This window comes from Massilia violaceinigra, assembly GCF_002752675.1.
Lineage (GTDB): Bacteria > Pseudomonadota > Gammaproteobacteria > Burkholderiales > Burkholderiaceae_D > Telluria_A > Telluria_A violaceinigra.
The window spans coordinates 6,568,397-6,592,218 of the sequence record NZ_CP024608.1; the positions used below are offsets into that span (position 1 = coordinate 6,568,397).

The following is a 23,822-nucleotide window of genomic DNA, read 5'->3' on the forward strand; positions in this document are numbered from 1 at the left end:
ATGCTCCTTTCCGCCCGCACCGCCCTGATGAAAACCTCGATCGCCGCCGCCTGCCTGGCCTTGTCGCTGGCCGCCCACGGCGCGGCGCCCCAGCCGCCCGCCGACGACACCGTACGCGCCCAGATCGACAGCCTGGGCGACAGCACCATCGCCGCCCTGGTCCTCGAGCAGCGCTGGACCGAGGTGCTGCCGCTGGCGCGCGCCTGGACCCGCAGCAATCCGGGCTCGGCGCGCGCCTGGTACTACCTCGGCAAGGCCCTGCACCACCTCGACAAGACGGCCGAGGCCGAAACCGCGCTCAAGCGCGCCCTGACCCTGGCGCCGGACGATGCCCAAACCCTCAACGAGCTGGGCATCATCGCCAACAGCCGCGACAGGCGCGAAGCGGCCATCGGCTACTACGAGCGCGCCCACAAGGCCGACCCGACCCTGCCGGCCGTGGCCGAGAACCTGGGCGCGGTGCTGGCCGCGTCCGGCAAATACCAGCAGGCCCGCACCGCCCTGCTGGGTGCCATCGAACTCGATCCGTCCAGCAGCTTCGCCTGGCACACGCTCGGCACGGTGCACGAAAAACTCGGCCTGATGCCTGAAGCCGAACAGGATTACCGCAAGGCGCTCGAACTGGCCCCGGCGCGCGACAACACCGCCGTCGCGCTCGCCTCGCTGCTGCATGCGCAAGGCAAGTACGCGTACGCGCTGCAGGTCTACCGCAACGCGGTGCGGCAGCGCGCCGACGACCCGGCCGTGTGGCACGGCATGAGCAACTCGATGGCCTCGATCGGACGCATCGACGACGCCGTCAACGCCAGCCGGCGCGCGATCCGGCTCGACCCGGCCTACGCCGCCGCCTGGCACGGGCTGGGCGTGCGCTATCTGCAAAAACGCAATTTCGCCAAGGCGCTGATCGCCTTGAACAAGTCGGTCGCCCTCGATCCGGGTTCGGTCAACGCCTGGACCAGCCTGGTGGTGCTGCACAGCCTGCGCCAGGACCAGCCGGCACGGCGCAAGGCGCTCGACCGCCTGCGCAAGCTCGACCGCGCCGCCGCCGATAGCCTCAGCAAGTAAGCAAGTTACTCACTCTCATTCATCAGCAGACGCCCAATCCATGAACATCGCCCTCCGCCCCCTCCTCGCCAGCGTGGCTGTCGCCTTCTTTTTGTCCGGCTGCGTGAGCACGCCGGGCACGGATGCCTCCAAGGCCACGCCCCAGTACGGCGTGCTGGTCCAGAACGGCAAGCTGACCGAAGAAGGCGAACTGCGGCGCGACCTGGGGCTCGAACATTCGACCGCCGGGCGCCACGCCGCCGCCTACGCCCAATGGCTGCCGCTGGCCGAGCAGGGCCACAGCGCATCCCAGTTCAACCTGGGCCTGATGCTGCGCGACGGCCTCGGCGTGCCGGCCGATGCCGCCAAGTCGCTCGAATGGACGCGCAAGGCGGCCGCCGCCAACTATCCCGACGCCTACCTCGCCTTGGGCGTGCGCCATGCCAACGGCACCGGCGTGACCAAGGACCCGGCCGAAGCGCTGCGCCTGTGGCGCCAGGGCGCCGCGCTGGGCGACGCCAACAGCGCGTTCTATGCCGGCCAGGCCCTGTTCTTCGGCCTTGACGTGCCGCGCGACGGCCCCGGCGGCCTCAAGCTGCTGCTGCAGGCGGCCCAGGCCGACACGCCCAGCGTGCGCGCCCAGTCGATCCTCGGCATGATCTACCTGACCGGCGAAGATGGCGTGGCGCGCGACTACGCCAAGGCGCGCCAGTGGCTGTCGCTGGCCGCGGCCGGCGAAGAAAGCCAGGCCCAGCACCACCTGGGCGTGATGTACCAGTTCGGGCGCGGCGGCCCGGCCGACGTGCGTAAAGCGGTGGCCTGGTACGAACGCGCCGCGCGCCAGGGCAATCCGGCCTCGCTCAACAACCTGGCCACCTTCTACAAGAACGGCAAGGTCTTGCCGAAAGACGTGAAAAAGGCGCGCGAGTATTTCGAACGCGCCCACGAAGGCGGCAACCTGGACGCCACGGTGAACCTGGCGGACATGCTGTTCCTGGGCCGCGCCGCCGAGGCCGAGCGCGACAAGGCGGTAGCGCTGTACAAGCAGGCCGCCGAAGCGGCGCACCCACCGGGCCAGTGCCGCTATGCGCGCGCGCTGCGCCATGGCGAAGGCGTCACCGCCAGCGCGGCCGACGCGGCGCTGTGGGCCGGCAAGGCCAAGGCCGCGAAACAGGCGTGCGACACCAGGCTGCCGCTTGCGACGTTCCTGAAATAATCTTCCGCGCATCCGCAACCCGGCGCACGCGTGCGCCGATGGACCTGGCGCGCGGATGTGTGTACATTTTCATCATGGCCCGCCTTGCACCGTCACTGTGCGGGCAGCACCCCCGCGCGCACCACCGGTTTCGATGCCGGCGCCCCCCAACCTCTCGACGAGAACGCCATGAACCCACAGTCTTCCCCAGACGCCGTACCCGCCGGCGGCTTCTTCACTGCCGCGGCCAACTATGGCGTCGCCGCGCCGCGCCCGCGCCTTCTGCTGGTGACGCTGATGCTCATCGCGCTGTGCATCTTGCTGATCACCGCGATCGACTTCGCCTTTCTGTCGGAGCGGGTGAACTTCACGCTCAGCATGACCGAGGTAAAGGCGACCACCTACGAAGCGCTGCGCGCCAACGAAATGAACACCATCCTGTTCGTCACGGCGGTGATGGGCGGCGTGCTGGCGCTGATCGCGTTCGGGCGCGGCTGGGCGCGCTGGGTCTGGCTGCTGGTATGCATGCTGGCCGGCAGCGCGCTGGCGCTGATCTGGGTTGCCCTGATGTTCCAGTATGCACCGGGCGCCGCCATGATCAAGTGCGCCGTGTACGTGATGCTTGTCGTGCTCAGCTGCCTGCTGTTCGCGCCGTCGAGCAATGCATGGTTCCGCCAGCTCAAGGAGCTGCGCAACAATCCGCGCCGGCAGGCGGCAACGCCGGCGGCCTGGCAGAGCGCCGCCCCGGCCGATGGTAAGGCATACGATCCGTACGCGCCCCCGGGCGGCTTGTCCGGCGTGTCCGGCGCGGCCCTCGCTCCAGTGGTACTCCCGCCGCGTCCCCTCACCGCGACGGCGGGCCTGGGGCTGTGCGTGCTGGCCTCGCTGGCCGGCATGGTCATCTCGCTGATCTACATGCCCGACGTGCTGGCCGCCCAGAGCGTGGCGCTCGGCACCGGCATGATGAAAAACCTCGTGTACGGCAGCCTGATCGTCGGCACCGTCATCGTGATGTTGCTGATGTACTTTATCGCGCGCGCTTCGAACGTGGCACGCTGGATCTGGCTGGTGCTGGCCATCATCGGCTTCTTCAATTCCATCAATGCCTTCAAGACGGCGTTCGTGGTGTCGACCCTGTACGGCTCGCTGGCGGTCATTACCCAGCTCATCGTGCTGGCCGGGACCATCCTGCTGTTCGTTCCCGCCTCCAACCAGTGGGTGCGCGATACGGCGCAGGCGCGCCGGCCGTAACTCCCCTAACCATCACTAAAAAAACCATGCACACTCCCCTATCGTCAGCAGTCCGCTTCGTCACGCAGCTTGCCCTCGCCAGCCTGGTGCTGTGCCAGGCCGCCCAGGCCGCCCCCGCCACCGACGCGCGCATGCGCGAGTATTTCCAGGCCGTCGGCACCGAGCGTCACTTGAGCATTTCGAGCGAGGCATTCAAGAAAGGCTACGAGGAAGACTGGAGCAAGGAACGCGATCCGGTACAAAAGGCAAGCAAGAAAATCGTCATGGACCACTTCAACGAGGTGGTCAGCACCAAACTGGTGTGGGAAAAGCTCGAGCCGCTCGCCATCGAGAGCTATCAGCAAGAGCTGAGCGACAGCGATGTGCAGGAAATGATCGCGCACGCCAACAGCCCGGCCGGGAAAGTTGGCAATCAGAAATTGATCCCGGCGCTGCTCGGGCAGCTGCCGATGATCCAGCAATACCTGATGGCGGCGCTGTCCGAGCTTACCAACAGAAAAGGGCCGCCCAAGCCGCTCCCTGCGATGCCGCCGCCAGGACCGAACGACGCGCTGCTGCAAAGCTTCCTGCGCGATATCCCTGGCGAAAGGGAAGAGTTCGAAGGGCGCATCGCGCCGACGGTGGACATGATGGCCAGCGCCCTCACCAGGAACGAAAGCGTCAAATCGCGGGCGCGGATCGCGCGCGCAGTCGCCAGCGTGAAGAAGCGCCTCTCGTTCGACAACGTCACGGCCCTCAAGGCACGCATGCTCGCCAATGCGCTGAGCGCCGACGAGATCAACATGCTGATGGAAGACAACCGCCGCCCGGAACGCCAGGCGCAGATACGCAAGGTGCGCAAGGCCGAGCAGGAATTCCAGGGGCGCATGATGGGAATCATGTAAGCGCCAACCCGTCACGGCGGCAGCATCGCCGCATGTTTCACATTTCCTCAACCTCTAACGAAAGCCTATCTTGCAACCAATGTTCACCAAAGTCGCGCGTTCGCTCGCGCAAGCATTCATCGTCACCCTGGCCCTGTCGCAAGCAGCCCACGCCGAACCAGCCACCAGGGAGAGCCTGCAGCGCTACTTCGACGCCGCCAAGTCCGAGCGCATCGCCGACACGGCGGCCAAAGCCATGCTCAGGAACGAAGGGGGCGCATTGCAAGCGGAGAACGACCCCAAGGCAAAGGCAAAACTGGCCACCCGCTATGAGCGCCTGTACGGTATCGTGCGCAAGCATGTCGTCTCGACCGTGTTCGGACCGAAGGCCATCGCCGACTACCAGCAATACTTGCAGGAAGCGGATGTCAAGGACATGATCGTCATGGCGCAAAGCCCGTTCGGCCAGAACTTCCTCGACAAGATCAACCCGGTGCTGCAGATGCAACCGGCGGTGGTCGATGGCTATGTGTCCAAGCGCATCCAGGAAATGAAGGCGCGCACGGACGACAGCGTGCCGCCGCCTGTTGCGCTGCCAAAGCCGGCGGCCGGCTCGAAGGAAGCACTGGCGCAGGCCATGATGCTGGAATGGCCCGACGCGCGCGAGCAGTTCACCAAGGGCATGGCGCAGGTGGCGGACAAGTCGCTGGAACAGGCGGCCTCGTTCGAGAGCCAGGGCAATACCGACCTGGCCAAGCGCGTGCGGCGCTTCGCCACGGCGGTCCGGACCGAATTCAAGTTTGAAGAGGTGGCGGCAGCCCAGGCGCGCATGATCGCCGAGGAAATGAGCGAGGCGGACATCGCTACGCTCACGGCGGAAAACAAGAATCCCGCGCGCTTCGCGCAACGCCGCAATATCGAGCAGATCGAAGCGGAACTGATGGGCCGCGCAGGCGCCTCCCTGAAGTCGGCAGAGATGCAGAAACTGCTCGCAGGCGAGCAAGCCGCTGCCAAACCGGCCAAGGCTGGCAAGGCCACCAGCAAATAACAGGCATCCTCGTAACAGCGGCCTCGCTGGCAGCAGCGGGCCGCCATTCAACAATACCAACCAGTACCGCCCCATGAAGAACGTCTTGCATACACCGCTCATCAACGCCGCGCGCGCGCTCGCGCAGGCATGCATTGTCACGCTGGCTTTGGTACACGGCGCCCACGCCGCACCGGCCACCGAGGAAAGCCTGCGCCGCTACTTCGAGATTGCCAAATCGGAGCGCATGATCGATACCGCCATCGAGGCGATGCTGGAGATCGAGGCTCGGGAATGGCAGGACGAGAGCGATCCGAAGAAAAAGGCAAACCTGAAGGCCCGCTTCGAGCGCACCAGCGCCATTATTCGCAAGCAGATCGCCTGGAACAAGGTCGAACCGGCCGCCATCGAGAGCTACCAGAAGCACTTGCAGGAGTCCGATGTGCAGGACCTGCTCGTGCAGGCCCAAAGCCCGCTCGGCCAGATGATCATCAACAAGGTCACGCCGGCGCTGCTGAAACAGCCGCCCGTGGTGGCGGTCCATCTGGCCAAGCGCATTGAAGAACTCAGGGAACGCAAGGAGGGCAGCGTGCCGCCCCCTGTCGTGCTGCCGCAGCCGCCGGCCGGCTCGAAAGAAGCGCTGGCCCTGGCCCTGATGCTCGACTGGCCGGGCGCGCGCGATGACTTCAACAAGAACATGGCCGACATCGAAACGCGCGGACTGGAAATGGCGGCCGCGTTCGACGGCGAAGCGACCGCCGGTATCGGCGAGGAAGTGCGGCGCTTCTCCAAGGCGATCCGCAACGAGATCAAGTTCGAAGAGATGGCCGCCATCGAGGCGCGCATGATCGCCGGCGAATTGAACGAAACGGAAATGGCCGCGCTGATCGAGGAGCACAAGAATCCCGCGCGCGCCGCCCAACGGATCAAGATCGCGCAGGCCGACGCGGAACTGATGACGCGCATGAGCGCCGCGATGCAGTCGGGCGACGTGCTCAAACAGCTCGCCGACGCCGGCAGCGAGGAAGCGCCGGCCACGCCGGCCAAGGCCGCCAGGGCGCCCGCAAAGAAATGAGACCGCCGCGCATGCCTGCCACCAGCGCCGTGCGTTCGCTCGCGCGGGCCTGCCTGGTCGCCCTGGCCCTGTCTCAGCCGGCTTGGGCCGAACCGGCCACCAGGGAAAGCCTGGGCCGCTATTTTTCGCTCTCGAAGACCGAGCGCCTGAGCGAGAGCATGGCCGCGGCGATCCTGGAGACCGCGGCGCCGCCATGGCCGGACGAAACCGATACCGGCAAACAGGCGGAAAGGAAAGCGACGCATGAACTCATGAGCGCCATCCTGCGCGAACGCGCCGGCTGGAGCGTGATCGAACCGGGGGCCGTCGCGATCTACCAGCAGCACTTTCAGGAGTCCGAGGTGCAGGCGCTGATCGTTCAGGCGCAAAGTCCGTTCGGCCAGACCTTCATCGACAAGATCGCGCCGGCCATGCAGAAGCGGGCACCGGCCGTCCAGGCGCACATTGCCGAACGCACGGCGCAATTCATGACGCTCAACCCCGACAGCACCTTCACTGCCGTCCGGCTCCCGCTGCCGCGCGCCGGCTCGAAGGAAGCACTGGCCCTGGCCATGATGCTGGAGTGGCCCGGTGCGCGCGGGCGCTTCGACGCCAACATGGCCAGGCTGGAGACGATGGCGGTGGAAGTGACCGGCGCCGACGGCGTCGTGCAAAGCACCGGGCAAAGCGAGCAATCGAGGCGCTTTGCCCGCATGCTCAGGGAGCAGTTCAAGTTTGAAGAGATTGCCGCCGTCGAAGCGCGCGTGATGGCATCGGAACTGGACGAGCCGGACATCGCCGCGCTCATCGACAACAACCGGAACCCGGAGCGCGCCGCGCAACGCATCAAGATCGAACTGGCCGAGACCGAGCTGGCGACCCACGTGCACGCGTACCTGCAATCGATCGATCTGCGCGGCCTGGCCACGATGGCGCAACGAAAAGAGCAAACGATCGAGCCCGCCACGCCGGAGATAGCGATCAAGGCGCACAAACCGGCGCGGACCAACTAAGGCCCGCGGCCCGAGGAGCGCCCGTCAGGCCAGGCGCAGCGGCAGGCTGCGCAAGCGCTGCCCGGTCAGTTTGAACACCGCGTTGGCCACGGCCGGCGCGATCGGCGGCGTGCCCGGCTCGCCCACTCCCTCGGGCGGCTGGGCACTCTTGATGATCACCGTCTCCACCTCGGGCGTGCTGTCGATGCGCAGCACCGGATAGTCGCCGAAATTGCCTTGCTCGACGCGCCCGTTCTTGAGCGTGATCTCCCCCGCCAGCGCGGCCGACAGGCCGAACACCACGGCCGACTCCATCTGCTGCGCGATGATATTCGGATTGACCGCCAGGCCGCAATCGATCGCGCACACGACGCGGTGCACGCGGATCTGCTTGTCCGTCACCGACACCTCGGCCACCTGCGCCACGATGCTGCCGAACGACTGGTGCAGCGCTACGCCATGCGCGCGGCCGGCCGGCGCGGCGCCGGCCTTGGCCAGCGCCGCGTCGAGCACCGCCAGATGACGCGGATGGCGCGCCAGCAGCGCGCGCCGGAACGGCGCCCCATCCTGGCCGGCGGCATGCGCCAGTTCGTCGATGAAGCTCTCCTTGAAAAACGCATTGTGCGAGTGGCCCACCGAGCGCCAGTAACCGAGCGGCACCTGGCTGTCGACGATGACGTGCACCACGCGCTGGTTATCGATCTCGTACTGCATGTCGTACTCGCCTTCGGCCGTGGTCTTGTCCGGACCGACGCCGGGCAGGCCCAGGTTGCGCGGAAAGTACTGGTGCCCGATCGAGCCGCTGACCGACTTGTTGTCGTAGCTGACGATGCCGCCCTTGGCGTCCACGCTGCCGGTAAAGCGCGCCAGCGCGGCCGGGCGGTACACATCGTGCGTCATGTCGTCCTCGCGCGACCAGACCAGCTGCACCGGCTTGCCGCCGGCCGCCATGGCCACGGCAACCGCCTGCGCCACCACGTCCACCTCCAGGCGGCGCCCGAAGCCGCCGCCCAGCAGCAGCACGTCGACCGACACGTCGGCGCGGTTTACGCCCGCCACCTTTGCCGCCACGTCGACGCACATGCTGGGCACCTGGGTCGAGGCCCACAGCATCACCTTGCCGCCCGCCACCTGCGCGGTGCAGTTCATCGGCTCCATGGTGGCGTGCGCGAGGAAAGGCGCGCGGTATTCGGCGCGGATGGTCTTGACCGCGCCCGTGGCCAGGGCCACATCGCCATTGTCGTAATAGGTAAAGCCCGATTCGGTATCGAGCGCACTGGCGAACTGCTTGAAAATATCGGCGCTCGATAACCCGGCATTGGCGCCCTCGTTCCATTTGACGGCCAGCGCACCCAGCGCCTGGCGTGCGCGCCAGTACGAGTCGGCGATCACCGCCACGCCCGCGCCGGCGCCGGTTTTGCCGGACAACGAGGCCGACACGTCGACCACGCCCACCACGCCCGGCATCGCCTTGGCCTTGGCGGCATCGAACGACGCGACCGTGCCGCCCACCACCGGCGACATCGCCACCGCCGCATACAGCATGCCGGGCGGGCGCGCGTCGATCCCGAACATGGCGCTGCCATTGACCTTGGCCGGCGAATCGCGGCGCGCCTGGGGCGTGCCGATCAGGGTGAATTCGCCGGGCTGCTTGAGGCGCACGTCGGACGGGGAAATATCGAGGCCTGCCGCTGCCGCCCTGGCGGCCAGGCTGCCGTACGAGGCGCGCTTGCCGCCCGGGTGGACCACGAAGCCGCCCACGCCCTTGCACTGCGCCGCCGGCACGCCCCATTCCTTGGCCGCGGCGGCGATCAGCATGGCGCGCGCCACCGCGCCCGCTTCACGCATCGGCAGCCAGGCATCCTTGATGCTGCTCGACCCGCCGGTCATCATGATGCCCAGTTCGCGCGCAACTTTAGCGAGCATCCACTGCGCGCCTTCCTTGAGGCTGCCGCGATCGTCGGGATGGAACGGCAGGTTCTCGCGCAGCACTTCGAGATTGCTGAAGATCTTGTCGATCGGCGCCTGGGTGATGCGCACCTGCGACAGTGGCACGTCGAGCTCCTCGGCCAGCAGCATCGGCAGCGCGGTGTTCACGCCCTGCCCCATTTCGCAGCGCGGCACCACCACCGACACCGTGCCGTCGGGCGCGATCGCCACCCAGCCGTTCAGGGCCACGGCGCCGCCGGTCACCGGCAAGGGCTGCGCGGTGTACAGGCGCTGGCGCGGCGGCTGGATGCCCCAGCCGACGACCAGGGCGCCGCCGGCAGCGAGGCCGCCGAGCAAAAAACGGCGGCGGGTCTTGTTCTTCGGTGTGGACTGGCTCATTGCATTCTCATGGCGTGCGCGGGGATTCGCACTGTAGCACGCCATCCGTCCGGCACGACAGTCAGTGTTTACGCCGGCAAGCGCGCCGGCCAGCGCGCCAGGATCGTCTCGGGCAGCTCGGGGCGGCTGTACAGGTAGCCCTGCGCCTGGTTGCAGCCGTGGCGCAGCAAAAAGGCGGCCTGCTCCTCGGTTTCGACACCCTCGGCGATTACCGACAGGTTCATGCTCTTGCCAAGCTGGATGATGGCGATCGCGATCGCCTCGTCGTTCACGTCGGTCGAGATGTCCTTGATGAAGCTGCGGTCGATCTTCAGCGTCTGCACCGGCAACTGCTTGAGGTAGGCCAGCGACGAATAGCCGGTGCCGAAATCGTCGATCGCCAGTCCCACGCCGATCGAATGCAGGTCGTTGATGAAGACCAGCGCGTCGCCCGTATTCATGATCACCGACTCGGTCACTTCCAGCTGCAGGCGCTGGGGCGCCAGCCCCGTCTCCTTGAGGATATCGGCCACCATGTTGACGATGCTGCCGCGCTCGAACTGCTTGACCGACAGGTTGACCGCGATTTTCGGCACGTGCAGGCCGGCCGCCTCCCAGCGGATCATCTGGCGGCAGGCTTCGTCCAGCACCCACTTGCCGAGCTGGTTGATGAAACCGGTGTCCTCGGCCAGCGGAATGAAGCGCACCGGCGGCACATTGCCCAGTTCCGGATTAGTCCAGCGCACCAGCGCCTCGACCCCGATCAGGCGGCCCGTATCGATTTCGACCTGCGGCTGGTAATTGAGGAAGATTTCGTTCTTGTCGATCGAGCGGCGCAGCATCGCTTCGAGGCGCAGGCGCTCGACGCCTTCACCCGTCATCGACGGCGCGTAGAACTGGTAGCCGTTGCGGCCGCGCGCCTTGGCCTGGTACATCGCCACGTCGGCATTGCGGATCAACATATTCAGGTCGGCCGCGTCGTCCGGGAACATGCTGATGCCGACGCTGCCGGTGACGAACAACTCGTAGTCGGACACGATGAAGGGCTGCTCGAACATGGCCATCAGTTTTTCGGCCACCTGGCCGGCGCCAGACTGGCCGCTGACGTTTTCGAGCAGGACGATGAATTCGTCGCCGCCCAGGCGCGCCAAGGTGTCGCCTTCGCGCAGCTTGCCCTGCAGGGCCGACGCAACCTGCTTGAGCAGCTCGTCGCCGACGTGGTGGCCGAGCGTGTCGTTGACGTTCTTGAAGCGATCCAGGTCGATGAACAGCACCGCCAGCTGCTGGCCGTCGCGCGCGGCGCGCTTGAGCGCGTGCAGCAGGCGGTCGTGGAACAGCAGGCGGTTGGGCAGCGCCGTGAGCGAATCGTGGTGCGCCATGTGATCGAGCTGCTCCTGCGATTCCTTGACCTTGGTGATGTCGCTGAACACGGCCACGTACTGGGTGGTGACGCCATGATTGTCGCGCACCGCCGACACGGTGAGCCACTGCAGGTAGGTTTCGCCGCTCTTGCGCGTGTCCCAGCGCTCGCCGCGCCAGAAACCGACTTCGCCCAGTTCGGCCCACATCTGCTGGTACATGGCCGGGTTTTCGGTGTGCGAGCGGGTCAGGCGCACATCCTTGCCGACCGCCTCGCTCTCGCTGAAGCCCGTGATCCTGGTGAAGGCCGGATTGACGGCAACGATACCCAGGTCGACGTCGATGACCATGACGGCGTCGGCGATATGTTCGAGCACCGTGGCCGACAGGCGCAGCTTTTCCTCGGCCTCGCGCCGCTCGGTGACGTCGGCATAGACCCAGATGCTGCCGCCGTTGGGGCGTGCCGGGTCGAGCGCGCAGCCGCTCACGCGGCACCAGAAGACGGTGCCGTCCTCTTTCATGTACTGGCGCTCTTCGTTGTAATCCTTGCCCTCGGCCAGGGCCGCGTACTGCTGCTCGCCGGCGCGCACGAATTCGTCGTGATTCGGATACATGATGTCGGCCAGCTTGCCGGTCATCTCGCCGCTGGCGTAGCCGAACAGGTCTTCGCAGCGGCGGTTGACCGACACGATGCGCCGTTCGCGCACGAACATCACGCCGAACATGACGTTGTCGAGGATTGCGCTTTGCTCGGTCAGCAGCGCCGCGATGCGCATCTCGTTGTGTTTGCGTTCGCTGATGTCGGAAATGATCCCGTCGACCCACGATTTTTCAGGCACGGCGGCCGTCTGCGGCTGGCCGTTCTCGGAGACCCACCGCTCGATGCCGCCGGCGTCGATGATGCGGTATTCGATTTCGTACGGGCGTCCGCTGGCCATCGCTTCGCGCACGGTGCGGCTTTGCATGCGCCGGTCTTCGGGGCAGATCAGGTCCGACCAGGCATCGGTGGTGCTGCGCATGAGCAGCGCGGCCGGGTAGCCGGAAATGTCTTCGATGGCGTCGCTGACGAAATCGATCGAGCCGCCCGGGCGCACCCGAAACACCGCGCCGGGAACCTGGGTGACGATGGTGCGAAAGCGCTCCTCGCGCCGGCCGATATCTTCGAACAGGTGCTTGATGGCGACCCGCATCTGCTCCATCTGCTTGGCCAGGCGGCCCAGTTCATCGCTGCCTTCGAGGTCGAGGCGCGTCTCGAAGTCGCCGTGCGAGAGACGGTCGGAAAATTTCATCAGCTGGCGCAGCGGCACCAGCAGGCGCTTGTTGAGGAACAGGACGATCAGGACCAGCGACACGGTCAGCTGGAACGCCAGCACGAAGGCGTAGCTGGACTGCTTGCCGCGCAATTCCTGCTGGCTGCGGGCGTCGTCCATCTCGACCACCACCACCCCGATGCGTTCGCCGCGCACCAGGATGTCGCGCTGGGCGCGGTAGATATGGCCGGCCCGGCGCTGGGCCGAGTGGATGTTGATGAACGGGGCGTCGGACTGGCCGATCACCTGGATGCGCAGCACCGACGGATCGCGCATCACCGATTCGACCAGCGACTGGGCCGACTCGGCGTTCATGTTCCAGAGCGACTCCTGCATGCCGAGGGCGAGAATGTCGACATTGCGGCGCAGCGACTCGTTCAGTACCGCCTTGGCCGCCGTCTGCTCCTGCACCCCGATCAGCACATAGCTGCCAATCATCGCAGGAATGACCAGCCCGCCGAAAACGACCAGCATCAGCGCGCCGTAAATCGACAACCCGTACAGCCTGCTCAGCTTGGTACGGAAACGTTGGTAGGCCGTGCTAAGCATGCAGCAAGTCTGAAAGCATGGGGAAGATGCCTGAATGATAAGTTAGGCAAGAAAAGTTTTCTATACGGAATTATGCACGGAAGCTCTCGTCAAGTCACCAACGGCACGGGCCGATGAGGCGTTTTACAGACGGGGAGATGAAAACAGTTGACCTTATTGCTGACGCCAAGGCGGCCATGCAGCTGATCCTGGTATGTCGGTCAATGCCTCGGTCGCTCGGTAGTTGTCAACAAAGATGTCGTCTCATCCGTTGGCAAATGCAAATGAACAGCCGCTCAGCGCGAATCCCGCCGACTTGCTATCATCGCAGCACTTTTCTAAAAGGGATTCCCAATGACTTTTTCCATGTACGACGCCTCGGTACCCGTTTTCAAGCAGATCCTGACCAGCCTGTCGGCCGTCATCGACAAGGCCGAAGCCCACGCCACCGAAAAGAAGATCGAACCGGCCGCCCTGCTGCAGGCGCGCCTGTATCCGGACATGTTTCCCTTGCTGCGCCAGGTCCAGGTCGCGGCCGACTTCGCCAAGGGCTGCTGCGCCCGCCTGGCAGGCGTGGACGTGCCGCGCTATGAAGATACCGAGCAGACGTTCGCCGACCTGAAAGAGCGCATCGCCAAGACGCTGGAATTCATCAACGGCCTGCCGCAGGACGGCATCGAAGCGAGCGCCCAGCGCGACATCAGCACCAGCAGCGGCGCCAACGCCAAGCACTTCAAGGGCCAGGTCTATCTGGTGCATTACGCGCTGCCGCACTTCTATTTCCACGCCACGACCGCGTACGCGATCCTGCGCCATAACGGCGTGGAAGTGGGCAAGAAGGATTTCATCGGCTCGTTTTAAGCCGTATATATATAGTTAGTCTGGGGAGCCGCGCGGCTCCCCTGCCGGCCATCCTGCGCATGCGCAACCGCGCTAGCCGTCGCCATTCCTGCGGTGCGGCGTGAGGCGGGGAAGACTGACCGTGAATGTCACCCCGGTTTCCCTCGTGGAAGTGACCGAAATCTGGCCTTCATGCGCCCTTACAATCTCTTTCACGACGTACAAGCCCAACCCCAGGTTTTGCACCCTGGACATGCTGCGCTCGCTGGGCGGGCGGATGGCAAAGCTTTTTACCGGATCGAATAGCGTTCTCAATTTGGCCGGGGGAATCGCATCGGCGTCGTTTTTCACTTCGAACACAACCTCCGGCCGGCATCCGTTAATCGCGATGCGGATGGCACCTTCCTCCTTGCCATGCTGGATGGCATTCGAGATCAGGTTGGCAAATGCCTGGGCCAGGCGCGGCCCATCCCAGCTGCCAGTCAGATTGCCCTCGGAAACGAACTCGATCCGACGGTCGGGATGAAATGTCCGCGCTTCCTCAACCACATTGAGGCATATGTGATCGAGATCGACGGTGTAGGGATCGATGGGAATCCCACCGCCAAGGTGGGACGTGGAAAAGTCCAGCAGATCGCGCACGATCTCGTCCACCCGTTTCGCACTGTTGAAAATCCTCAGGCCCACCTTGAGCACCTTCGACGGCAAGGTTTGGTCATGCAGCAGGACTTGGGCGCCCATGCTCACCGCGCCGAGCGGCGAGCGCACATCGTGGCCGAGAATGGCCAGGAACAGGCTTTGGGCATCGCGCAGCAGCTTGGAATATCGGGCCATCGATTCGCTTTGCGCCTGGTCTACCGCTTCATTGAAACGCACCATGTCCTGGATTTCGTCCGCAGTCGTGATGGTCACGCTGCGCGCCCACAAGCGCAGCACGCTCGACCTGAGCGCCCTGAATTCGGCCATCACCTGATCGCTGTTCAAACCGGACGACATGCGCGCGGCCGCGTGAATTTCGGCGGCGGTGTCGATTCCGGCGACTGGAGCGAGGCCCTGCGACTTGGCAATGCTTTGACTTTCGGCTTGCGGGGTATCCAAATCGGTGGCGATGACTTTTAATACCTCGGTGGCGTGATCGCGCAGTTCGATGCGGTCGGCATCTTCGAGCGGCGCCAGCGTGGCCGCAAACGCTTCCCACTCCGCCAGGATGGGGTCAAGATTACCGAGGATAAATTCTGATAAGCGCATTCAAACCTCGCTGAAATCGTTGCGCACCGGGTTGACGCCCTTGAGCAGCTTGCGCACTTCGATCAGCAGGTTTTCCGCCAGGAACGGTTTGCGCAGGAAGGCATCGTAGGCCGTGCTTTTGGCGATATCGCACCGCAACGAGGCGCTCATCAGCAAGATGGGAAGGCGTGCCGTCGCTGGATCGGCTTTCAGATTCTCGCTTAACTCCACGCCGCTCATTTCAGGCATGGCACAGTCTGAAATGAGCAGCGTGTGCGGCGCGCCGCCGAGCCTGGAAAGCGCTTCAGCGCCGCTGGCTGCGATACTGACGTCGAACCCATGCGCCTCCAGGAACATCGAGCAGGTCTCTGCCATGCCCACATCGTCGTCCACTATTAGTATCATGCTTAATTCCCCTCGCGCCTTGGGTCTCCGCCGAGGCGTCGGCAATGAGCCAGAATTGACCCGCCTCAATTTTCACTTCCTATTGGAAATATATCCGTTCGGTACCGAACATTGGGATGCCTGAGACATGCGACAAGGATGAAAAGAGGAAGGGACAGCGCCGCGCGCCGTCGCTGGCCCGATTGCACATCAGGTATTGCGGCGCGGGTAGCCTTGGGCAAGGATACGGACCCACACCACTTCCTTGTCGGCCTCGCTCATCGACACCCAGTGCGCCACTTCCACCACGCTGCGCCCGCAGCCGCGGCAGATCTCGTCGAAGGTGGTCGAGCAGACGGCGACACAGGGCGTGTCCGGCCGTTCAGGCGGCTTCATGGCGCCCTCACTTGGCGGGGCCGACATCGAGCGCATCCCAGCCTTCGTGACCGAGCTTTTCCATGGTTTCAATATTCTTGTCGAAAATCTCGGACGCTTCCGGGAATGCCTCGACCGCCCGCTCGATGCTGTCTTCGCGCAGCAGGTGCAGGATGGGGTATGGCGCGCGGTTGGTGAAGTTGCCGATATCGTTGATATCGGTGTCGGCGAACTGGTATTGGGGATGGAAACTGGCCACCTGCAGTTCGCCGTCGAGCTGCATGTCTTCCAGCGCGGCATCGGCCACGTCGAGAAATTCGTTGTAGTCGAGGAAGTCGCCCAGCACGAAGGGGTGAATCAGCAGGGTGGTGTCGATCGCTTCCGGGTCGGTATCGGACAGCAGTTGCAGTTCATTCATCAGGGTTTCGAGCAAGACTTCCGGCGTGGTGGCGCTGGAAACGACGTAGCGCACCTGCTTTTTCACATGAACAGCCTTGGCGAACGGACACAGATTGAGTCCGATGACGGCTTTTTCCAGCCATTGTTGGGTAGCGGCAATGATCTGGTCATCATCGGCGTTCAGATTGGGGGTGCTCATGCGGATGCTTTCAGTAATAGACAATGCGCGAGACGCAAGCGCCCGCGCAAAAACCAAATTGTACGCACTCTTTGCGCCACCTCATAGGTGCGCCCACGCGTGCGAGTAGTTTAGAGGCCGACGCCCGGTTCGCGGCCAGCACCGGCGACGCCCCGGTTTTGGTATTGTTCGCGGGCCTGCCGCATCCGCCCTCGCCGGCCCCGCGCAGCGCTCTCCCGCGCATCCTTGCCATAGGAGAACATCATGCATACCCCCTGGGTGTATCTCAAGCGACCCCGTCCATACACTGATAGTATCCTGGAACTTTTAAGGCATACTCCCGGCAATTGGTCTTTTCCGATGCAACAATATTGGTCGAAAGTGTTATCAAAATATTTGCCGCGCACACATACATTTGACTTGACTCAAACGATAAGTGGTACGTACACTCCGACCTTATCTATTCGTCTGTCCAGCAGTTTTCGGACCCAACAATGGAACGCTATGCAAAAAACGACACGCAATACCACTTCACTTGCAGTCCTCGTTCTGATGCTCGCGCCTGCGCTCAGCCACGCGGTCGACTCCGTCTCAACCAACGTTGCGCCGCTCGCCCCGACGGTCAAGCCTGCACCAGCCCCACTGCATCCCTTCCCCGCCGTCAAGGCAGATGAATACAAGGAAGCCGATGTCTGGGGCCGTATCCGCACCGGCTACGCCATTCCCGACATCGACAACGAGCTCGTTACCAAGCACGTCAAGTGGTATAGCACCCGTCCCGACTATATCGCCCGCACCTCGGCGCGCGCCTCGCGTTACCTGTTCCACGTGGTCCAGGAACTCGAGAAGCGCAACATGCCGACCGAGCTGGCATTGCTGCCGATTATCGAATCGGCCTTCAATCCGCAAGCCTATTCCAAGGCCAACGCCGCCGGCATGTGGCAGTTCGTGCCCGGCACCGGCAAGGATTTCAATCTCAAGCAAGACATGTTCAAGGACGAGCGCCGCGGCGTGCTGGCCTCGACCGATGCCGCGCTGAGCTACCTGCAGCGCCTGTATGGCATGTTCGGCGACTGGCCGCTGGCCCTGGCCGCCTATAACTGGGGCGAAGGCAATGTCCAGCGCGCCATCAAGAAGAACCAGGCGCTCGGCAAGCCGACCGACTACGAAAGCCTGTACGAGCACATGCCGGCAGAAACGCGCGAATACGTGCCGAAACTGCAGGCGGTCAAGAACATCATCGCCAACCCGGCCCAGTACCACGTATCGCTGCCGGTGATCGACAATACGCCCTACTTCACCACGGTCGACAAGACCAGCGACATCGACCTGACCATCGCCGCCCAGCTGGCCGAACTGTCGGTCGAGGAATTCAAGGCGCTCAATCCGCAGTTCAACCGCCCGGTCATCACCGGCGGCGAGCAGACCAAGATTCTGTTGCCACAGGAAAATGCGGAGAAGTTCCACCTGAATCTGTCGCAATGGGGCCGTGCCCTGTCGACCTGGACCACGCACAAGATCACCGGCGCCAAGGACAGCATCGCGTCGCTGGCGTCGCGCTTCGGCACCACGCCGGAAGTGATCCGCCAGGCCAACAATATTCCGGCGGCAACCCGCCTGAAGGCCGGCTCCACCATCCTGGTGCCGAAAATCTCGACCTCGGTGCACAACGATATCGCCGAGCACGTCGTCGACAACGCGGTCATGGCGTTCGAAGCCGAACGCGCCGGCCGCCGCGGTGGGCGCGCCGAAAAGCAGACCAACGCCCAACGCATCAAGGGCAAGGTCGCCGAGCTGAAAACGCGCGTGTCCGGGCGCAACGCCAAGACGGCAGCCAACGAAACGTCGCGCTACAAACGGCGCGGCGGCTGATCGCCGCTGGCGGGCGCATCCCGGTGCGCCCGCCACGCCGCTTTATCTACCAAGACTTCCCCGGTAAATCCAGCTTTTTGATACACACTATTCGGATTTACCTATACAACTACAGTGAAACTACTGTATAGTGTTGTTTGTGCGCTGCAATACGTTTCTCGCAATCAGACTGAAGCGATGGCCCTTAGCAGTAACAAAGAAGTAAAACTAGCAGCTTCGCAAGCCTAGGCGTATCCCACGGATACCCTCAATAAAGCCCTCCCGCCTTGTGTGTCGCACCTGACACCGTCCCGGCGCAAAGCTTTTGTGCCGAAATTTCTTTCATCCTGAGTCATTTCGTTGTGTTGGTTGGCGTTGCTATTTTGCGCTCGGAGCATGTGCTCGGGCGCTGATCTATACCGAAAGAAAAGAACATAATGAGTTTTGAAGCATTAGGCCTCCACGCGTCTATCGTAAAAGCAGTAACCGATGCCGGTTACACCGTGCCGACCCCAGTTCAGGAGCAAGCTGTTCCTGCCGCCATCAGCGGCCGCGACCTGCTGGTATCGTCGCAGACCGGTTCCGGCAAGACCGCAGCATTCATGCTGCCAGCACTTCACAAATTTGCCGTTGCCGAGCAATCGCAGGCATCCAAGAACGCAGCCCAGGAAGCGCAGAATGCGCGTGCCCGCGGCGAGCGTCCACGTTTCAAAGCTGCACAGCCTAAAATGCTGGTGCTGACCCCGACCCGCGAACTGGCACTGCAAGTGACCAGCGCGACCGAAAAATACGGCACCCAGATCCGCCGTATCAAGGCCGTGTCGATCCTGGGCGGCATGCCTTATCCTAAGCAGATGCAACTGCTGGCACGCAACCCGGAAATTCTGGTCGCTACCCCTGGCCGTCTGATCGACCATATGGAATCGGGCAAGATCGATTTCTCGGAACTCGAAATCCTGGTGCTGGACGAAGCTGACCGCATGCTGGACATGGGTTTCATCGACGACATCGAAAAAATTATCGCCGCCACGCCGGCGAACCGCCAGACCATGCTGTTCTCGGCCACGCTCGACGGCATGGTCGGCAACATGGCCCGCCGCATCACCACCGACCCGATGATCATCCAGATCGCCGGTTCGGCATCGAAGCACGAAAACATCGTGCAGCGCGTGCACTTCGTCGACGACCTGTCGCACAAGAACCGCCTGCTCGACCATCTGCTGCGCGACGAAACGCTGGACCAGGCTGTTGTGTTCACCGCCACCAAGCGTGACGCCGACACCATCGCCGACCGCCTGAACATCGCCGGTTTCTCGGCAGCGGCACTGCATGGCGACATGCACCAGGGCGCCCGTAACCGTACCCTGGACGGCCTGCGCCGCGGCCAGGTCCGCGTGCTGGTCGCGACCGACGTTGCCGCCCGTGGTATCGATGTCCCGAACATCACCCACGTGTTCAACTACGACCTGCCGAAGTTCCCTGAAGACTATGTGCACCGTATCGGCCGTACCGGCCGTGCCGGCCGCAATGGCCTGGCGATCTCGCTGGTGAACCATGCTGAAGGCATGAACGTCAAGCGCATCGAGCGCTTCACCAAGCAGCTCATCCCGGTCAACGTGATCGAAGGCTTCGAGCCGAAGAAAACCGCGTCGGCGCCACGTTCGGCTGCCCGTCCAGGCACCTGGAAACCAGGCGACAACCGCGGCGGCGCCAAGCCAGGCCAGCGTACGTTCAGCAAACCGGGCGCAGCCCCACGCAAGGAAGGCGCCACCGGCGGCGGCTACAAGGGTTCGAACCCGCGTCCGGCTTCCGAGCGTACCCGCAGCTCGTACGGCGACCGTTAATCGTCGACCCGGTCGGCGTGCCGCGCAAGCGGCGCTTGCCGGACAGTAACAAACGGAAGCCTCCCCTCGCGGAGGCTTCCGTGTTTTCAACGCCGTTGTTTGCGTCTCGACTATCGATCCGGCGGCAGGGGCGCCCAGGGCGTCGCCGCCGCCCGCCTGCCGGTGCATCTGCCGGCGCGCCCCGGCGTCAGCCCCGAACGCCGTCTCCAACCGCGATCGCGCCCGGATCGCAATGCGGCACGTAGCGCGCGGTCCGGCCTCTTGTTGTCGTACAACTGCGTTTTTCCCGGCTGCATAGCTTAGTAACTGCTATACTTTATTTGTATTGACATTCCTCGCCGCGTCGGCAACGTACCTTTTCCAGCCTCTCGGCCAGCCTGTTCTGCAGTTGCGAGTGCGCCAATTTCGTGCCACAGACTGATCATAAGTCGTTCACGCGAAAGCGCACATGCATACGCCCGGGTTTGACATCGGCACGATCGAGCATAAATTAATTACTGACGGAAATATTGAATTCAAGCGCCAGGAAAGCTTGCTCAAGACAGGTGCTTTACAGGACGCCATTTTCAATAGCGCCTATTTCTCCAGCATCGCCACCGACGAAAAGGGAGTCATCCAGATTTTCAACGTCGGCGCCGAGCGCATGCTCGGCTATACCGCGCTCGACGTCGTCAACCGCATCACGCCTGCCGACATTTCGGATCCGCAGGAAATGATCGCACGGGCAGCGGAACTGAGCCTGGAACTGGACACCATCATCACGCCCGGTTTCGAAGCCCTGGTCTTCAAGGCCTCGCGCGGCATCGAAGATATTTACGAGCTGAGCTATATCCGCAAGGATGGCAGCCGCTTCCCGGCGCTCGTGTCGGTCACCGCCTTGCGCGACGATCACAATGCGATCATCGGCTACCTGCTGATCGGCACCGACAATACGGCGCGCAAGCGGGCCGAAGAGGCCTTGCTCAAGGCCGGCGCGCTGCAAAGCGCCATTTTCAACAGCGCCAATTTCTCCAGCATCGCCACCGACGCCAAGGGCGTCATCCAGATCTTCAACGTCGGGGCCGAACGCATGCTGGGCTACACCGCACTCGACGTGGTGAACAAGATCACGCCGGCCGACATTTCCGATCCGCTGGAAGTGATCGTGCGCGCCAAGGCCCTCAGCGTGGAACTCGACACGCCCATCACGCCGGGCTTCGAGGCGCTGGTGTTCAAGGCCTCGCGCGGCATCGAAGACATTTACGAGCTGACCTATTTCCGCAAGGATGGCAGCCGCTTTCCGGCGGTGGTCTCGGTGACCGCATTACGCGACGCGCAAAACGCCATCATCGGCTACCTGCTCATCGGCACCGACAATACCGCGCGCAAACAGGCCGAAGAGGCGCTGCTCAAGGCCGGCGCGCTGCAGAGCGCCATTTTCAACAGCGCCAATTTTTCCAGTATCGCCACCGACGCCAAGGGCGTCATCCAGATTTTCAACGTCGGGGCCGAACGCATGCTGGGCTACACGGCGCTCGAAGTGATGAACACGATCACTCCGGCCGATATCTCCGATCCCCAGGAAGTGATCGCGCGCGCCAAGGCCCTCAGCCTGGAGCTGGAAACGCCGATCACGCCCGGCTTCGAAGCGCTGGTGTTCAAGGCATCGCGCGGCATTGAAGATATTTACGAGCTGACCTACGTGCGCAAGGATGGCAGCCGCTTTCCGGCCATCGTCTCGGTCACCGCCCTGCGCGACGCCCACGACGACATCATCGGCTACCTGCTGATCGGCACCGACAATACCGCCCGCAAGCAAGTCGAGGCGGCGCAGGCGCTGCTGGACCAGCGCCTGCGCGACCAGCAGTTCTACACCCGTTCGCTGATCGAGTCCAATCTCGACGCCTTGATGATGACCGACCCGCAAGGCATCATCTCGGACGTGAACCAGCAAATGGTCGCCCTCACCGGGCGCACCCGCGATGAACTGATCGGCGCCCCAAGCAAGAAGTTCTTTACCGACCAGAGCCAGGCCGACGCGGCCATCAAGCGCGTGCTCCAGGAAAACAAGGTGACCGATTACGAACTGACGGTGCGCGCCCTCAACGGGGCCGAAACCGTGGTCTCGTACAACGCCGCCACCTTCCACGACCGCGACCGCAAGCTGCAGGGCGTGTTCGCCGCCGCGCGCGACGTCACCGAGCGCAAGCGTTTCGAGCACACGCTGGAAGTGAAAAATATTGAGCTGGAACGCGCCAGCCGCATGAAGTCCGAATTCCTGGCCACCATGTCGCACGAGTTGCGTACGCCCCTCAACGCCATCATCGGCTTTTCCGAGGCGCTCAAGGACGGTTTTCTGGGCCAGACCAGCGCCCTGCAACACGAATGCGCCGGTGACATTTTCAACAGCGGCCTGCACTTGCTCTCGCTGATCAACGACATCCTGGACCTGTCGAAAGTCGAAGCCGGCATGATGGCGCTCGAACTCGATGCCGTCGACCTGCACAGCCTTCTGCCGAACAGCCTGACCATCGTGCGCGAAAAGGCGGCGGCCCAGAACATCGCGCTGAGCCTGGAGATTGGCGACGACCTGGGCATGCCGCAACTGGACATCCGCAAGACCAAGCAAATTGTCTACAACCTGCTCTCGAATGCCGTCAAATTCAGCGCCAATGGCGGCGCCGTCACCTTGCACGCGCGGCGCGTGCCGCGCCGCGCCGTCGGCCATCTTGCCGGACACTGGCCGGTGCATGGCTTCCCCCTTGCCGACAACGAGTACAAGGATTTTCTGGAACTGTGCGTCAGCGACAGCGGCATCGGGATCTCGGAGCCGGACATGGCGACCCTGTTCCAGGCCTTCAGCCAGATCGACAGCAGCCTGGCGCGGAAATTCGAAGGCACCGGCCTCGGCCTGGCGATGGTCAGGCAGTTGGCCGAGCTGCAGGGCGGCACGGTAGCGGTCGCCAGCCGCGCGGGAGAGGGATCGCGCTTCGCCGTCTGGCTGCCGCTGCGCACGCTGGTGCCGGGGGCGCGCCCCGCGCTCCACGGCGCCGCAGCGCCGCCCGCGCCCGATACCATAGCCCCCGCGCGCCCCGGCCCGGCCGAGCGCATCGCACTCGTGGTGGAAGATAACGACCAGGCCGCGGCACTGGCCCGCCTGCTGCTCGAAGCCGAAGGCTTTACCGTGCTGCGCGCGGCGAGCGGCGAGCAGACGCTGGCGATGGCGCCACGGCAGGCGCTGAGCCTGATCACGCTCGACATCCGCTTGCCGGGCATGGATGGCTGGCAGTTGCTCCAGCGCCTGCGCGAGAACCCGGCGCTGGCGCGGGTGCCGGTGGTGGTCGTTTCGGGCATCGCCGACGCCAACCTGGCCCTGTCCGGGGGCGCCGCCGCCATGCTGCAAAAGCCGATCAGCCACGCCCAGTTGCAAGCCTCGCTGAGCGGCCTGGGCTTGCAGCCATCGCTGGAACGGACCCGTACGGTGCTGGTGGTCGAGCACGACCCCAAGGCGGTCGAAGCCATCGCCGGCTTGCTGCCCAGTCCCGCGTATGCGGTGGTGCGCGCCTACACGGGAAGCGACGCCATTTTCCTGGCCCAGCACATGCGCCCGGACCTGATCCTGCTGGACCTGATGCTGCCGGACCTGAGCGGTATCGACGTGGCCGAGGCGCTGCAGCGCAACCCGGCCACGGCGCGCATCCCGATCCTGGTCGGCGCGGCGGCCCAGGCGGGCGGGCCGCAGAACGCCGACAAGCGCGGCCTGGACCAGGCCCGCTTCGTCGCCGAAGTGCGGCGCGCCCTGCTCGCGCATTAGG

17 protein-coding genes are annotated in these 23,822 nt (G+C 64.1%); 11 read left to right on the top strand and 6 right to left on the bottom strand.

The features are described from left to right. The 7 genes from CR152_RS28350 to CR152_RS28380 all read left to right on the top strand — a co-directional run bounded on the left by CR152_RS28350 (nt 1) and on the right by CR152_RS28380 (nt 7,447). The gene (locus tag CR152_RS28350; RefSeq protein ID WP_099880596.1) at nt 1-1,065 is read left to right on the top strand and encodes a tetratricopeptide repeat protein; all 1,065 of its coding nucleotides are present in this window, start codon (nt 1-3) and stop codon (nt 1,063-1,065) included. A gap of 40 nt (nt 1,066-1,105) precedes the next feature. Beyond that, a complete protein-coding gene (locus tag CR152_RS28355) occupies nt 1,106-2,260 on the top strand; it encodes a tetratricopeptide repeat protein (protein ID WP_099880598.1) in 1,155 nt (384 codons plus the stop codon). Nucleotides 2,261-2,428: 168 nt separating this feature from the next. Beyond that, nucleotides 2,429-3,490, top strand: a complete 1,062-nt coding sequence (locus tag CR152_RS28360; RefSeq protein WP_099880600.1) for a magnesium transporter CorA family protein — start codon at nt 2,429-2,431, stop codon at nt 3,488-3,490. Nucleotides 3,491-3,516: 26 nt separating this feature from the next. Then, nucleotides 3,517-4,374: a DUF2059 domain-containing protein gene (locus tag CR152_RS28365; protein WP_157778797.1), complete on the top strand. Its 858-nt coding sequence runs from the start codon at nt 3,517-3,519 to the stop codon at nt 4,372-4,374. Nucleotides 4,375-4,453: 79 nt separating this feature from the next. After that, on the top strand, nt 4,454-5,401 hold the full coding sequence (locus CR152_RS28370) for a DUF2059 domain-containing protein (RefSeq protein ID WP_099880603.1): 948 nt from the start codon (nt 4,454-4,456) through the stop codon (nt 5,399-5,401). 85 nt (nt 5,402-5,486) lie between these two features. Then, nucleotides 5,487-6,455, top strand: a complete 969-nt coding sequence (locus CR152_RS28375) for a DUF2059 domain-containing protein (RefSeq protein ID WP_099880605.1) — start codon at nt 5,487-5,489, stop codon at nt 6,453-6,455. Between the two features lie 11 nt (nt 6,456-6,466). Beyond that, nucleotides 6,467-7,447 (top strand): DUF2059 domain-containing protein, encoded by a 981-nt coding sequence (locus CR152_RS28380; RefSeq protein WP_099880607.1) that lies wholly within the window; start codon nt 6,467-6,469, stop codon nt 7,445-7,447. 24 nt (nt 7,448-7,471) lie between these two features. On the opposite strand, the gene CR152_RS28385 is transcribed toward CR152_RS28380, so the two are convergent. Further along, nucleotides 7,472-9,754: a xanthine dehydrogenase family protein molybdopterin-binding subunit gene (locus tag CR152_RS28385; RefSeq protein ID WP_099880609.1), complete on the bottom strand. Its 2,283-nt coding sequence runs from the start codon at nt 9,752-9,754 to the stop codon at nt 7,472-7,474. A gap of 68 nt (nt 9,755-9,822) precedes the next feature. Then, nucleotides 9,823-12,951 (bottom strand): bifunctional diguanylate cyclase/phosphodiesterase, encoded by a 3,129-nt coding sequence (locus tag CR152_RS28390; protein WP_099880611.1) that lies wholly within the window; start codon nt 12,949-12,951, stop codon nt 9,823-9,825. A gap of 333 nt (nt 12,952-13,284) precedes the next feature. Between CR152_RS28390 and CR152_RS28395 the strand changes: the two genes are divergently transcribed. Beyond that, entirely contained in the window at nt 13,285-13,791 is a 507-nt protein-coding gene (locus CR152_RS28395; protein WP_099880618.1) for a DUF1993 domain-containing protein, read from the top strand. 72 nt (nt 13,792-13,863) lie between these two features. Here CR152_RS28395 and CR152_RS28400 read toward each other — a convergent pair whose 3' ends face one another. The 4 genes from CR152_RS28400 to CR152_RS28415 form a co-directional block, all read right to left on the bottom strand. Then, nucleotides 13,864-15,018, bottom strand: coding sequence for a sensor histidine kinase (locus CR152_RS28400; protein WP_099880620.1), 1,155 nt, complete (start codon nt 15,016-15,018; stop codon nt 13,864-13,866). Continuing rightward, the gene (locus tag CR152_RS28405; RefSeq protein ID WP_157778798.1) at nt 15,019-15,390 is read right to left on the bottom strand and encodes a response regulator; all 372 of its coding nucleotides are present in this window, start codon (nt 15,388-15,390) and stop codon (nt 15,019-15,021) included. It lies immediately after the preceding gene. A 201-nt stretch (nt 15,391-15,591) separates the two neighbouring features. Continuing rightward, nucleotides 15,592-15,777 carry a DUF1289 domain-containing protein gene (locus CR152_RS28410; protein WP_229413671.1) on the bottom strand — a complete coding sequence of 62 codons (186 nt, stop codon included), beginning with the start codon at nt 15,775-15,777 and terminating at the stop codon, nt 15,592-15,594. Between the two features lie 7 nt (nt 15,778-15,784). Next, complete coding sequence (locus tag CR152_RS28415) at nt 15,785-16,354, bottom strand: DUF1415 domain-containing protein (protein WP_099880624.1); 570 nt, start codon at nt 16,352-16,354, stop codon at nt 15,785-15,787. Nucleotides 16,355-16,837: 483 nt separating this feature from the next. Here CR152_RS28415 and CR152_RS28420 point away from each other — a divergent pair, with 483 nt between their 5' ends. From CR152_RS28420 to CR152_RS34460, 3 genes are all read left to right on the top strand, one after another. After that, the gene (locus CR152_RS28420) at nt 16,838-18,205 is read left to right on the top strand and encodes a transglycosylase SLT domain-containing protein (protein WP_099880626.1); all 1,368 of its coding nucleotides are present in this window, start codon (nt 16,838-16,840) and stop codon (nt 18,203-18,205) included. A 416-nt stretch (nt 18,206-18,621) separates the two neighbouring features. Continuing rightward, complete coding sequence (locus CR152_RS28425; RefSeq protein WP_099880628.1) at nt 18,622-20,028, top strand: DEAD/DEAH box helicase; 1,407 nt, start codon at nt 18,622-18,624, stop codon at nt 20,026-20,028. A gap of 448 nt (nt 20,029-20,476) precedes the next feature. Next, nucleotides 20,477-23,821, top strand: coding sequence for a PAS domain S-box protein (locus CR152_RS34460; RefSeq protein ID WP_099880630.1), 3,345 nt, complete (start codon nt 20,477-20,479; stop codon nt 23,819-23,821). The last annotated feature ends 1 nt before the right edge of the window (nt 23,822 follow it).

Coding starts and splice junctions, on each gene's coding strand:
- CR152_RS28395 (WP_099880618.1), top strand. CDS start 13,285: ATGACTTTTTCCATGTACGACGCCTCGGTACCCGTTTTCAAGCAGATC.
- CR152_RS28355 (WP_099880598.1), top strand. CDS start 1,106: ATGAACATCGCCCTCCGCCCCCTCCTCGCCAGCGTGGCTGTCGCCTTC.
- CR152_RS28410 (WP_229413671.1), bottom strand. CDS start 15,777: ATGAAGCCGCCTGAACGGCCGGACACGCCCTGTGTCGCCGTCTGCTCG.
- CR152_RS28400 (WP_099880620.1), bottom strand. CDS start 15,018: ATGCGCTTATCAGAATTTATCCTCGGTAATCTTGACCCCATCCTGGCG.
- CR152_RS28380 (WP_099880607.1), top strand. CDS start 6,467: ATGCCTGCCACCAGCGCCGTGCGTTCGCTCGCGCGGGCCTGCCTGGTC.
- CR152_RS28425 (WP_099880628.1), top strand. CDS start 18,622: ATGAGTTTTGAAGCATTAGGCCTCCACGCGTCTATCGTAAAAGCAGTA.
- CR152_RS28415 (WP_099880624.1), bottom strand. CDS start 16,354: ATGAGCACCCCCAATCTGAACGCCGATGATGACCAGATCATTGCCGCT.
- CR152_RS34460 (WP_099880630.1), top strand. CDS start 20,477: ATGCATACGCCCGGGTTTGACATCGGCACGATCGAGCATAAATTAATT.
- CR152_RS28350 (WP_099880596.1), top strand. CDS start 1: ATGCTCCTTTCCGCCCGCACCGCCCTGATGAAAACCTCGATCGCCGCC.
- CR152_RS28420 (WP_099880626.1), top strand. CDS start 16,838: ATGCAAAAAACGACACGCAATACCACTTCACTTGCAGTCCTCGTTCTG.
- CR152_RS28390 (WP_099880611.1), bottom strand. CDS start 12,951: ATGCTTAGCACGGCCTACCAACGTTTCCGTACCAAGCTGAGCAGGCTG.
- CR152_RS28370 (WP_099880603.1), top strand. CDS start 4,454: ATGTTCACCAAAGTCGCGCGTTCGCTCGCGCAAGCATTCATCGTCACC.
- CR152_RS28385 (WP_099880609.1), bottom strand. CDS start 9,754: ATGAGCCAGTCCACACCGAAGAACAAGACCCGCCGCCGTTTTTTGCTC.
- CR152_RS28365 (WP_157778797.1), top strand. CDS start 3,517: ATGCACACTCCCCTATCGTCAGCAGTCCGCTTCGTCACGCAGCTTGCC.
- CR152_RS28360 (WP_099880600.1), top strand. CDS start 2,429: ATGAACCCACAGTCTTCCCCAGACGCCGTACCCGCCGGCGGCTTCTTC.